The organism is Anaerolineae bacterium (assembly GCA_016931895.1).
Taxonomy (GTDB): domain Bacteria; phylum Chloroflexota; class Anaerolineae; order 4572-78; family J111; genus JAFGNV01.
In genome coordinates this window covers 1-11833 of record JAFGDY010000308.1, presented here as the reverse complement: position 1 = coordinate 11833, position 11833 = coordinate 1, and the positions used below count along the sequence as shown (strand labels likewise).

General features: G+C 51.9%; 12 protein-coding genes. 11 read left to right on the top strand and 1 reads right to left on the bottom strand.

All coding sequences use genetic code 11. From position 1 onward, the window contains the following. From JW953_23675 to JW953_23625, 11 genes are all read left to right on the top strand, one after another. On the top strand, positions 1-849 hold an 849-nt coding region (locus JW953_23675; protein MBN1995708.1), incomplete at its 5' end, for a tetratricopeptide repeat protein. A 138-nt stretch (positions 850-987) separates the two neighbouring features. Beyond that, positions 988-2277, top strand: a complete 1290-nt coding sequence (locus JW953_23670; protein ID MBN1995707.1) for an adenylosuccinate synthase — start codon at positions 988-990, stop codon at positions 2275-2277. Positions 2278-2447: 170 nt separating this feature from the next. Continuing rightward, positions 2448-3062 (top strand): hypothetical protein, encoded by a 615-nt coding sequence (locus JW953_23665; GenBank protein MBN1995706.1) that lies wholly within the window; start codon positions 2448-2450, stop codon positions 3060-3062. 177 nt (positions 3063-3239) lie between these two features. Beyond that, a complete protein-coding gene (locus tag JW953_23660; GenBank protein ID MBN1995705.1) occupies positions 3240-4040 on the top strand; it encodes a DUF4230 domain-containing protein in 801 nt (266 codons plus the stop codon). Further along, a complete protein-coding gene (locus tag JW953_23655; GenBank protein ID MBN1995704.1) occupies positions 4037-4705 on the top strand; it encodes a DUF4230 domain-containing protein in 669 nt (222 codons plus the stop codon). Before JW953_23660 ends, JW953_23655 begins: the two co-directional genes overlap by 4 nt. 131 nt (positions 4706-4836) lie before the next feature. Beyond that, positions 4837-5415 carry a hypothetical protein gene (locus JW953_23650; protein ID MBN1995703.1) on the top strand — a complete coding sequence of 193 codons (579 nt, stop codon included), beginning with the start codon at positions 4837-4839 and terminating at the stop codon, positions 5413-5415. 153 nt (positions 5416-5568) lie between these two features. Further along, the gene (gene folB / locus JW953_23645) at positions 5569-5928 is read left to right on the top strand and encodes a dihydroneopterin aldolase (protein ID MBN1995702.1); all 360 of its coding nucleotides are present in this window, start codon (positions 5569-5571) and stop codon (positions 5926-5928) included. Continuing rightward, positions 5928-6554 (top strand): GTP cyclohydrolase I FolE, encoded by a 627-nt coding sequence (gene folE / locus JW953_23640; protein ID MBN1995701.1) that lies wholly within the window; start codon positions 5928-5930, stop codon positions 6552-6554. The genes folB and folE overlap by 1 nt, the downstream gene beginning before the upstream one ends. A gap of 30 nt (positions 6555-6584) precedes the next feature. Next, positions 6585-7994, top strand: a complete 1410-nt coding sequence (locus tag JW953_23635; protein ID MBN1995700.1) for a hypothetical protein — start codon at positions 6585-6587, stop codon at positions 7992-7994. Beyond that, positions 7987-9258, top strand: a complete 1272-nt coding sequence (locus JW953_23630) for a glycosyltransferase (protein MBN1995699.1) — start codon at positions 7987-7989, stop codon at positions 9256-9258. Before JW953_23635 ends, JW953_23630 begins: the two co-directional genes overlap by 8 nt. Before the next feature lie 5 nt (positions 9259-9263). Continuing rightward, positions 9264-10193, top strand: a complete 930-nt coding sequence (locus JW953_23625; GenBank protein ID MBN1995698.1) for a YihY/virulence factor BrkB family protein — start codon at positions 9264-9266, stop codon at positions 10191-10193. Positions 10194-10280: 87 nt separating this feature from the next. Here the strand turns inward: JW953_23625 and JW953_23620 are convergent, their stop codons facing one another. Continuing rightward, positions 10281-11675, bottom strand: coding sequence for an AAA family ATPase (locus JW953_23620; GenBank protein MBN1995697.1), 1395 nt, complete (start codon positions 11673-11675; stop codon positions 10281-10283). Between the last annotated feature and the right edge of the window lie 158 nt (positions 11676-11833).

Below are 11833 nucleotides of genomic sequence, written 5' to 3'. Positions count from 1 at the left end.
GCTTACTCCGCCTCTGGCAACCTAAAAAAAGCCATCGCCGACTACACCCAGGCCATTCAACTCAAGCCGGATTACGCAGAAGCCTACGGTAATCGGGGAATTGCTTACAAAATCTCTGGCAACCTGAAACAGGCTATCGCTGATTACAATAAAGTCATTGAACTCAAACCGAATGAGGCAGGAGCCTACTACAATCGGGGAAATGCTTACTCCGCCTCCGGCGACCTGGAAAAAGCCATCGCCGACTTCACACAGGCCATTCAACTCAAGCCGGACTACGCAGAAGCCTATACCAATCGGGGGATTGCTTATTCCGCCTCTGGCGACCTAAAAAAAGCTTTCGCCGACTACACCCAGGCCATTCAACTCAAGCCGGATTTGGCAAATGCCTACTACAATCGGGGAAATGGTTACTCTGCCTCCGGCGGCCTGGAAAAAGCTATCGCCGACTACACCCAGGCCATTCAACTCAAACTGGACTTCGCAGAAGCCTACATCGGACGGGGGAATGCCTACTCCGCCTCAGGCGACCTGGAAAAAGCCATCGCCGACTATACCCAAGTCATTGAACTCAAGCCAAACTACGCAGTTGCCTACAATGATCGGGGGATTGCTTACGCCGAGGCCGGCGGCCTGGAAAAAGCCATCGCCGACTTCAACAAAGCTATTCAACTCCAGCCGGACAACGCCATTGCCTACTACAATCGGGGGCTTGCTTACAAAGACTCCGGTGACCTGGAAAAAGCCATCGCCGATTATGAACGGTATCTTGAACTAGTTCCCAACGCCTCAAACCAGGAAGAAACGCTAAAACTGATTGACCAACTTAAAAAACAACTGGGGCAGTAGGCAAGGCCGGGTTTGGCCCACGAAAGTCGCGAAACGAGACGAAAGGCGAGAAACAACCGCCCGACCGCCATTATTTATTATTCAATACGTTTAAGCAATATGCCATGCGTGACCTGATATAACAAAGGAGACTTCTCAATGACCGTAATCGCCATTGTTGGCGCGCAGTGGGGCGACGAGGGCAAGGGTCGCCTGGTAGACGCCCTGGCCGGAGAAATGGATTGGGTCATCCGTTTCCAGGGCGGCGACAACGCCGGCCATACCGTAGTGAACGAGTATGGCGAGTTTAAACTGCACCTCATCCCCTCCGGGATTTTTTACCCTCAAACCAAATGCCTGGTCGGCACAGGCTGCGTGGTCAACCCGGCCACGCTCATTGAAGAGCTGGAAACTTTAGAGAACGCCGGAGTGGACACGAACAACCTCTACCTCTCGGAACGGGCCCAAATGCTCATGCCCTACCACCGTCTGCTCGATGGTTTGCAAGAATCGGCCTCCGGCAGCGGGGCCATTGGCACCACCAACCGGGGCATTGGCCCGGCCTATAGCGATAAAAGCGCCCGGCGCGGCCTGCGTTTGGGCGACCTGTTACGGCCGGAATGGTTGGAACTTAGGTTGGAGCAGGCTTTGACCTTTGCTAACCGGGAGTTGGTCCATTTTGGGCACGAGCCAATTGAGGCAGGCCAACTCTTTGCCCAGTGCCTGGCCTGGCGCGATAAAATTGGGCCTCGTTTGATTGACCCCCTGCCGCCCATTCGCCAGGCTTACCAACAAAACGCCCATATTCTTTTAGAAGGGCAACTGGCCGCCATGCGCGATCTGGATTGGGGCATCTACCCTTACGTCACCTCCTCCAACCCCACCGCCACCTTTGCCCCGGTAGGCGCGGGCCTGCCGCCGCAGGCCGTTACCGAGGTCATTGGAGTGGTCAAAGTATATACTACGGCTGTTGGAGCCGGGCCTGTGCCTACGGATCAGGGTGATAGTGAAATAGCTCAATGGCTACGCGAATACGGTCAGGAGTATGGAGCCACCACCGGGCGGCCTCGCCGCTGCGGCTGGTTTGACGCAGTGGCCTTGAATCACGTGGCTTATCTCAACGGCTTCACCCACCTGGCCGCCACCAAGTTGGACGTGTTGGACGGCCTGCCCGAATTGAAAATTTGCACCGCCTACCGCCTGCCCGGCGGCCAAGTTATCACCCACGTGCCCGATACCCCCATCTACGAAACGGTTGAACCAATTTATGAAACCTGGCCCGGCTGGCCCAAAAATTCAACCCGCGCCGCCCGGTCCTGGGCTGATCTGCCGGAAGCAGCGCAACGTTATCTCAAACGAATCGAGGAATTAATTGGAGCGCCGCTAAAATACGTCTCGGTTGGCCCAAAACGTGAAGAAATGTTTGCGGTGGAACGTATAACAGGGTAACAAAGTAACAGCGTAGCATTAAGTAACACGCGGATGAATTTGTTACCTTGCTACCTGTTACCTTGCTACCCTGTATAAAAAATAAAGCAGGCAAGCTTGGCAAAAAACGCAATTTTGAGTACAATGTTAAAGGTTTTTAACATTTTTAAAATTGTTGATCGGTGACAGTAATGAAGCTACCTATTGACCAAGCTGAAATTGAACAAAAACAGAAATTATTAACCCAACACCGGCGCAATTTGAGTCATTTGGAGTTGCAGGCGGCCCGGCATGGCCTGGATCTGCCGCTGGCCATTCATAACGCCCTGATCGCCGAACGCGACGCCATTGTTGCGTTAGAAAAAGAATTGGCAGCATGGGGCGTATCGCTGCGCCCCAAACCCAGTTGGCAAGCCCTGGTCATTGACCCCGACAGCCATTGGCGCAAAATCATTGCCAACCACGTTATCCAACTTGGCGGCGTGGTGATTGAACGTCACGCTGTGGTTGAATCCGAACAAGAAGTTATAGAGACCAGTGGCCTGGCCATTGTCGGCGTGCCGCATCCCGGCGAGATGCCGGTTATGGAAAATGGCTCAACCAGACAATGGATTAAAAATGTGGTACAATTAGGTCATTGTTTACCCCTGATCGTGCTGGCCAGTTGTAAAAATAGAGACACCACCCTTATTTTACGCCAGGCCCTTTGCCAAAACGGGCAAACAAATAGTTCATCTGTGACAATTTTTAAAGAGAATTTTGATCCCGGCTGGTTTGCGCGTGTTGTGCATAAAATACTCATTTAACCGATTAGTTTAAGTATAACTGTTCACCCATGTCATTTCGACCGAAGGGGGAAATTCCCAAATTGTCACGCCATAGGGATTTCTCGGCCTACGCCTTGAAATGACATGCAGGTAAGCAATTACGTTTAGTGTCACCCCAAATCTAACGATAGGGTTTTTCTTAATTATTAATTGGCTATGCGAAAGAACATCCTCGTCACATTCCTGGTTCTACTCTTTGTGGGCCTGGCCATTATGGTGGGTATGATTGCCTTTCTATTAGGTCGGCAAACCCGGGCCATGCCCATTCCGGCCGGCATCACCCCTGCGGCTATGGCCCCGGAAAAAACAACACCTACGCCTGTTCAACCCCCGCCGCTTATTACCAACACCCCCACACCCACCCCCACTTCGACCCCCACCATCGGCCCCACGCCTACCCCCACAAATACCCCTACGCTTACCCCCACCCCTACAAATACGCCTACCCCTACCCCTACCCCCATTGTCGTTATCACCCACGTTAATGCCCTGGGCCGCCTGGAAACCACCGAATTTGCCATGCAAACCGTGGTTGATTTACAAAACGATCCCGGCAATCTCTGGGAACAAATTGTAGGCAGCGACAAATTGATGCTGGTGGCCGAAGGAGAAGTGGTGGCCGGTTTTGACCTGGATAAAGTTGACGAAGCCGACATTGTGGTCAACGGCGCCTCGGTAAAAATAACCCTGCCCCCCCCTGAAATCCTTTACAGCCGGATTGACAATGAACGCACCTACGTTTATGAGCGTAAAACGGGCCTGCTGGTCAAACCGGATGCAACCCTGGAAAGCCGGGCCAGGCTGGTGGCCGAGCAAGCCCTGCTTGATTGGGCCATCCAACGCAATATTTATGAAAGCGCCGAAAAATACGGGCGCGTCCAAATGGAGAACCTCTTGCGCTCGCTTGGTTTTACCGACATTACCATCGAAGTAGAAAAAGGTGAAAGTGGATTATGAACCAGGCTCAACGACAATATCTGATCTGGCTGGGCGTGGCCGTGGTTGCCTTGGTAGGCATCGGCCTGATTACGTTTCTGGTAGGCCGTCTCACCTTGACCAATGTGGCGGCCCGACCCACCTCCCTCCCCCCCACGCCAACCAACACGCCCCTGCCGCCTCCGGTCATTACCATCCAGGGCATCAAGGCCAAGGCCGAATTGGCCACGGTGGAGTTTAACAGTGTGGCCGAAATTTATAACGAAAACGCCGCCGAGGGTTGGCTCGATGAATTTCTGGGCGCCAAAGAACGCTTGCTGATGCTGGTTTACGGCAACGTGCAAGCCGGTTTTGACCTGGAAAAACTGGATGAAGCAGATTTGTGGACCGACGGCGCCCGCGTGCGGCTGGTGCTGCCCGCCCCGGAAATTTTGAACAGCAATATTGATTTTGACCGCACCCATATAGTTTTTTACGAAAACACCTTGATTCTGGATCAAAACGATCCCAATCTGACAGGGGCGGCCCTGGCCCAAGCCCAGGCAGCCATTGAACAGGCCGCGTTAGAGAACGGCATCTTGACCAAGGCCAACGAATACGGCCAACTCTATTTTGAAAATTTCCTCTTCTCCCTGGGTTTTACCGAGGTTGAAGTGGTGGTTGACGCGCAAATTTTCAAAGAATAAGTGGGTAAACCGGCTTAGTCATCATAGGGCTTACACAATTGAGAGGTGACAGTCACTTGGCAAGTGACTGTCACCTCTGGAACGTGCGCAAGTCCTACATCAACCAAACTTTTACAAAACGGAGACCAAAAATGCCAATTGCTTTACTTTCTGTTGCCGATAAAAGCGGGCTGGTAGACTTTGCCCGCGTCCTGGCCGAGTTGGGCTGGGAATTGGTGGCCAGCGGGGGCACGGTCAGGGCGTTAAGCCAGGCCGGCCTGGCCGTTACCGAAGTGGCGGAGCTGACCAAAGCCCCGGAAATGTTGGACGGGCGGGTGAAAACCCTGCACCCCACCGTTCACGGCGGTATTCTGGCCCGCGATACCGAGGCGGACCGGGCCGAATTAAAAAAATACGGCATCCGCCTCATTGACATAGTCGTTTGCAACCTGTATCCATTTCAACAGACCATAGCCAAACCGGGAGTAACGCTCAATGAAGCAGTCGAGAACATTGACATTGGCGGCGTAACGCTGCTGCGAGCTGCGGCCAAAAATTTTACCCGGGTCGCGGTGATTTGCGATCCGGCCGACTATCATGCTGTGGTCGAAGAATTGCAGGCTAATGGCGCCGTTTCGTCTCAGCGCCGCGCGGAATTATGCCTCAAAGCCTTCACGCACACTGCCGCCTACGATACGGCGATTATGCGCTATTTCTCCGGCTTAAAGTGATACCCGCAGTTCAGGCAGAAACGTAAAAAAGAGGAGCGTAATTTCAAACCACGCTCCTCTTTTTTAATTGGCGCAACTTGAAAAACTTGACGTACACCCAACAAGAGGTAAACTTGATTCAACAACAGACTCAAAAATCAGAAAGAAACGCCTATGGCTACGGATAAAATTCACATCAAAGACCTGCTTTTACGCACCATCATTGGCATCAATGAAGAAGAACGGCGCAACAAACAAGATGTCCTCATCAATATCACCCTTTACACAGACCACACGGCCGCAGCCTCGGATAAAATAAAGGATACCGTTAATTACCGTACTCTCACCAAACAAATCATTGATTTGGTGGAACATTCACAATTCTTTCTGGTTGAAAAAATGGCCCTGGAGATTGTGACGATATGCCTGGCCGACCCGCGCGTTGAGCGGGCCGTGGTAACGGTGGAAAAACCGGGCGCCGTGCGCTTTGCGCGCTCGGTGGGGGTTACGGTTGATCGAAAAAGGAAAGAATAATGGATCAGACTTCTTCCAACGACCTTTTCCAAACCGACCCCAATAACAAAACAAACCGGCACAAAGCCATTGAAGAAGCCGTCGCCATCATCCTGAAGAATATCGGCGAAGACCCCCACCGCCAGGGGTTGCAGCGCACCCCGGAACGTATTGCCCGGATGTACGACGAACTGCTGAGCGGCTACCATGTTGATCCCATCACCCTCATCAACAACGCCTTGTTTGACGTGGATTATCGGGAAATGGTTATTGTTAAGGATATTGACTTTTACAGCCTGTGCGAGCACCATTTGTTGCCGTTTTTTGGCCGGGCGCACGTGGCCTACATGCCCCGGGGCAAAGTATTAGGCTTGAGCAAAATCCCGCGGGTGGTGGAGATGTTTGCCCGGCGGCTACAGGTGCAAGAACGGATGACCCAGCAAATTGCCGATTTCATTGACCAGGCGTTGCGCCCTTACGGGGTTGCCGTGGTGGTGGAGGGCGCTCACATGTGCAGCATGATGCGCGGCGTAAAAAAAGCCAATGCCCTGATGGTGACCAGCGCCATCTCCGGGGGCTTTGAAAAAGACCCCAAAACTCGGGCCGAATTTATGCAGCTCATTGGCCGCCGCCGATTTGATGATTAGCAACTATTACCGTTCAGGAACGTATTACTATTGAAACACAAACCTGATTTAGCAACACTTACCCAACAACGCCCAAAGAGCCTGCACTGGCTTATTGTCAGCCTATGGTCCGTTCTGGTGACAATGGCCGGGTTTCTGTTTTGGAAAGTATTTGGCTACGGGCACCGACTTTTGCGCCAGCCCCGCCTCTCACCGGCGCAGATGCCGCCGGACACAGAAAGCCACCAAAGTCTGCAAACAAAGGCTCGGCGCATTGCCTCGGCCAATTTGTTTGCCGGCATCGAAAAACGCCGTTTGCCCAACGGCCAGGAAAAGTTTGTACTCTGCGCCGGCCTGCGCAACTTCAGAGAACCCTGGGCGCGCGATTTTGGTTTTGCCAGTTTTGGCCTGATCGAGTTGAATGAATTTCAGGTAACCAGAGAAGGATTGGAGGTTTTTTTGTTAAACCAACGGCCATCTGGACAATTTCCGGTTAAGGTTCATTCCACCGGCGTGATTGACCGTTATCTTCATTCCCTCCTCAAACGAGAACAACCTACCACCGCTCCCATCAGGCCCAAATACATCACCGCCCACAATACCGTCTCGTTAGATGGCAATGCCCTGCTGGTGGTGGCCGCGTTAAATTATACCCTTCGCTCCGGCGACCGTCATTTTGCCCAAACTTACTGGCAGGCCCTCAAACAAGCAATTAATTGGTTAGAAAAACATGCGCTTGAAGCCGACGGCCTGCTTCATCAAAAAGCTTTTGCCGATTGGGCCGACAGCGTTGCCCGGGCCGGCCGCATTTTATACACCAATGTTCTTTACTGGAAAGCCTTGCAAACCCTGGCCGAATCTGCCGCGATTTATGAATATTTTGAAGACCAATACTATTTTGCGGCCAAGGCCCAATACCTGAAAAAATCCATCAACGAATATTTTTGGCGAGACGATTTGGGGTATTACGTGACCAGCCAGATTTTTGACAATTTGAGCAGCGGCGGCAACTTATTGGCCGTGGCCTGGGAAATGACCACCCCTCAACAAGCTCACTCTATCCTGGACAAAATGAACGAGTTTAATATGGCCAATCCTGTGCCCACCCAGGTGGTGCATCGCCCCTATCCCAACGAATTCATTGCCATCGAAAATCGGCTGGGGGGGATTCCCCATTACCATACCCAGGCCGCCTGGCTCTGGTTGGGCGCGTGGCACGTGATAGCCCTGGCCCGCATGCGGCGCATGACCGAAGCCGAAATCTTGCTCCACCGCATCTCTAAAGTAATTGCCAGAGATGGCGCCGTGCATGAAGTTTATGCGCCTACCGGTCATCACCTCTCTACGTTTTGGTACACCTCTGAAGCGCCTCTCACCTGGAGCGCCGGGATGGTTGTTTATGCCTATCACGTTTACCAACGCGCCCTGGCCAGCGTGAGAAAGATCACCCATTATGTCTGAACGGTGGCACATTGCTCATTTTGTCAACACTTACCATCCCGTTATCAGTGGGGTGGTGCGTTCGGTGAGTGTGTTTCGACAAGCCCTAACCGAATTGGGACATAATGTTTTTGTTTTTGCCCAACACACCGGCGATTATGATGATCCCGAACCTTTTATTTTTCGGTATCCGGCCATTGACCTGCCCATGACCCACAATTTTCCACTCACCATCCCCATTTCACCCTTTGTAGACAAACTGTTGCCTACGCTCAAACTGGATGTCATCCACAGCCACCATCCCTTTTTACTGGGCCGCACGGCGGTGGGCAAAGCCCAGGAATTGAACTTACCCCTGGTTTTCACCTTCCACACCCGCTATCGTGAATACAGTCACTACATCTCGTTAAATCAGGAATTTGTTAAAAAAGCCATTGATCGCTGGGTGGGTGATTATATGCAGCAATGCCACCACATTGTGGCCCCCAGTAACAGCATCAAAAAGATACTGGCCGATGAATACGGGGTGAGAGAACAAGTAACCACCATCCCCACCGGCATAGACCTGCAACCGTATCAACAAGCCGACGGCCAGGCCATCCGGCAAGAACGAGGTTGGGGACAAGAACAGGTGCTTATTTCGGTGGGACGGCTGGCCAAAGAAAAAAATTGGGAAACCTTGCTGGCCGCAGCCGGCCAGGTGATGCAACAGAGAAAAAATGTGCGCCTGGTAATTATTGGCCAGGGTGAAGAGAAAAAGAATCTTAAAAAAATGGCTCAAGATTTAGGCATTGTTGACCGGGTTGAATTTATCGGCTTAATCCCTTTTGCCGACGTGCCCCGTTATCTTAAGGCAGCCGACCTATTTTGTTTTGCCTCAATCACCGAAACCCAGGGGCTGGTGACAATGGAGGCTATTGCCGCCAACCTGCCGGTAGTAGCCGTTGGCGCTACCGGCACCCGCGATGTCATTACCCATGGCCGGGAAGGTTTGTTGACCGATAACCACAGCCAGGCCCTGGCCCAGGCCATCTGCCAGGTTATTGACAATAAAGACCTGTATCAACAATTCAAAGAAGCCACCCGAAAAAAAGCGCAAAGTTTTGACATTATAAGCCAGGCCAAAAAGTTGATGGCGGTTTACCGGCGGGCCGCAGAAGATAAAAAGGCCAATCGTTTGGTGCATGTAGACAAACGCAAAAAAATATTCAAATTTATTATTGATGAAGGGCAATGGCAAAAGCTGATTGGGGGCGTAAAAGAAATGGTCCAGCTTAGTAAATAATCTATATGTCCAATTATACCTCCACCGAGAATCTAAAAATAAAGTTCAAAACAGGCTATCAACAGGCCAATGATTTGAGCCGGGGCACTTTGGCTATTTTGGTTCACACCTACCATACCTTTGGCCAGGCCAACGCCGCCGAAGCGGCGGCCAGTATTGCTTATTATGCCCTCTTTTCCTTATTTCCACTTTTACTATTTTTGGTCACTCTGGCCAGTTCCGTTTTAGAGAGCGACCAGGTAGCGCAGCAAATAGTGGAAATAACCGCAACCGCCCTCCCGCCGGCTAAAGAGTTAGTGGCGCAAAATATTAAAGAGATATTGGCCCGGCGAGGCGCAATGGGGACCGTGGCCGTTATCGGCCTGCTTTGGGCCGCCTCCAGTGTTTTTACCATTTTAACCCGCAACATAAATAAAGCCTGGCACAGCGCCAGGCCGCACAATTTTTTACTCAGGCGACTCATGGGCCTGACCATGGTGGCAATTTTGGCCGGCCTATTAATGTTATCCCTCATATCAACCACCATTTTCAGGCTTTTACCCCACATTGATATGACCGGCCCACTCTGGGGCGAGGTTTTGCTGTATGAAACCTATTCCTGGGCCTTAGCCTCCCGGTTAGTGCCCTGGTTTTTTATGTTTGTGATGTGTTTGGGACTATATCGCTGGATACCCAATACCAAAGTGGGTTGGTTAGAAGCAATTGTGGGCGCGCTGGTGGCGGCCACAGCCGGAGAGACCACCAAATCCATATTTACCTGGTATTTGGGCAGCGGCCTGGCCAGGTATGATCTGGTTTATGGCTCGTTAGCCACGCCGGTAGTTTTGATGCTCTCAATCTACTTTGGCAGCCTGGTTCTGCTCTTTGGCGCTCATTTGAGCGCGGCTATCGGCCATCACCGGCATAAAAAACGACCAACGACAAACGACCAATGACCAACGACGAGTGACCAAACACCAACTTGATAATCGGCAGCAACAACGGTCTTTCGTCGTTCGTCGTTGGTCCTTCGTCGTCCGCTGTTACAAAATCCGGCCGTCTTTGGCCTTGACAAAATAACCTTCACAGGCTTCTTGAATGAGTTTGGGCGTCATGTGCAGCGGTTCACCGGCATACTCGCACAAAACCTTCACCGCCTTCAAAATGTCGCGGGGATGCACGGATTGCAACGGTTTGCCCGTGTTACGATACCACTCGTTGAGGAGATAGAGGAAAGAGGCTTTATCCACACTAGGAAAACCAAGCGCCTGGGACTGATTGGCAAATATCTGGTAAAACATCTTTTCGTCCGGGCCAAACACCCCCACCTTGAGCTGAATCCGGCGCAAGAACGCCCCGTCAACCAAATCATCGGGGTCCAAGTTGGTGCTAAAGACCAACAACTGTTTAAAGGGAATCTCAAAGGTTTGCCCGGAGGTCAGCCGCATAAAGTCTATTTCTGTTTCCAGGGGCACAATCCAACGGTTTAACAACTGGGAGGGGCTGATCTGCTGGCGGCCAAAGTCGTCAATCAGGAACATGCCGGTATTGGCCTTCATTTGCAGGGGGCCTTCGTAAAATTTGGCCACCGGCTCATAACGTAACTCCAGGTGTTCCATGGTTAATTCGCCGCCCACCATTACCGCCGGCCGGTTGAATAACCCCCAACGTTTGTCGGCGCCGCCCCGGTCTTCCTTATTGTGTTTGTGGATGAGGCTATCATAAATTTGGATAATGGCCCCGCCCACCGTCACCGCGTAAGGTATCCAAACCGGGTCGGTGCCGCCCAATAATCTGGCAATGGCCTCGGCAATGGTTGTTTTGCCGTTACCGGGCGGGCCATACAAAAAAATAGAGGTGCCGGCGTTTACGGCCGGGCCAATTTTGCGGTCAAAATCACCGGGCAAGATGAGGTGGCTCAAGGCCCGTTGCACTTCGCTCCGGCTCAACTTGTGTTGGGTGGCCTGAAATAAAACCGACTTGGTATACTTCTCCAGGGGCACGGGGGCCGGCCCAACATACTGGGTTCGTTCAAAAGCCTCTTTGGCTCTGGCCCGGCCCGCATCGGTTAAGTTGTAAACATAACCTCGCCGTCCCAAACTACCCACCGCCTTGGATACTTCCAATAAATGCTCTTGCTGCATCCAGGCCAACAAATCATCAATTAAACGATAGGGTAATTTGACCACTTCCTCGGCGTGGGTGGCCCCCACCTCTCCCTCGTTGTAGGCCAGGCGCAGCAGAATATCTACCACCATGCCCTGGTTAATATCCAACTCTTCCAGCGAAGGCGGCGGCGCAATAAGGTCAACAATGCCCTTAAACCGTTGAATTGTAGGCACTTCCAGATTGATCAAGCCGGTTGTGCTGGAAGATGACTGGGGGGAATCTGAAGAACTGGTGCGGATTTGTTTTAAGTTTCCGGTCGTAGCCACCATAATTATCACTCCAATCGCGCAGTGACAAGGTTTATATCATCAAAGTTGTAACGCTAGAACAGGCCGACAACTTGTTCTACAGAGTTAATTATACTAAAAGCCTCTTTTTTTGTCGAGGTTTGCTCGACGCGGCAATGCTCTTGATGAGCAAAAACAGT

Excerpts from the sequence above, each read along its gene's own strand:
- folE (MBN1995701.1), top strand. The coding sequence starts at position 5,928 with ATGGATCAGACTTCTTCCAACGACCTTTTCCAAACCGACCCCAATAAC.
- JW953_23625 (MBN1995698.1), top strand. The coding sequence starts at position 9,264 with ATGTCCAATTATACCTCCACCGAGAATCTAAAAATAAAGTTCAAAACA.
- folB (MBN1995702.1), top strand. The coding sequence starts at position 5,569 with ATGGCTACGGATAAAATTCACATCAAAGACCTGCTTTTACGCACCATC.
- JW953_23670 (MBN1995707.1), top strand. The coding sequence starts at position 988 with ATGACCGTAATCGCCATTGTTGGCGCGCAGTGGGGCGACGAGGGCAAG.
- JW953_23655 (MBN1995704.1), top strand. The coding sequence starts at position 4,037 with ATGAACCAGGCTCAACGACAATATCTGATCTGGCTGGGCGTGGCCGTG.
- JW953_23665 (MBN1995706.1), top strand. The coding sequence starts at position 2,448 with ATGAAGCTACCTATTGACCAAGCTGAAATTGAACAAAAACAGAAATTA.
- JW953_23630 (MBN1995699.1), top strand. The coding sequence starts at position 7,987 with ATGTCTGAACGGTGGCACATTGCTCATTTTGTCAACACTTACCATCCC.
- JW953_23660 (MBN1995705.1), top strand. The coding sequence starts at position 3,240 with ATGCGAAAGAACATCCTCGTCACATTCCTGGTTCTACTCTTTGTGGGC.
- JW953_23650 (MBN1995703.1), top strand. The coding sequence starts at position 4,837 with ATGCCAATTGCTTTACTTTCTGTTGCCGATAAAAGCGGGCTGGTAGAC.
- JW953_23620 (MBN1995697.1), bottom strand. The coding sequence starts at position 11,675 with ATGGTGGCTACGACCGGAAACTTAAAACAAATCCGCACCAGTTCTTCA.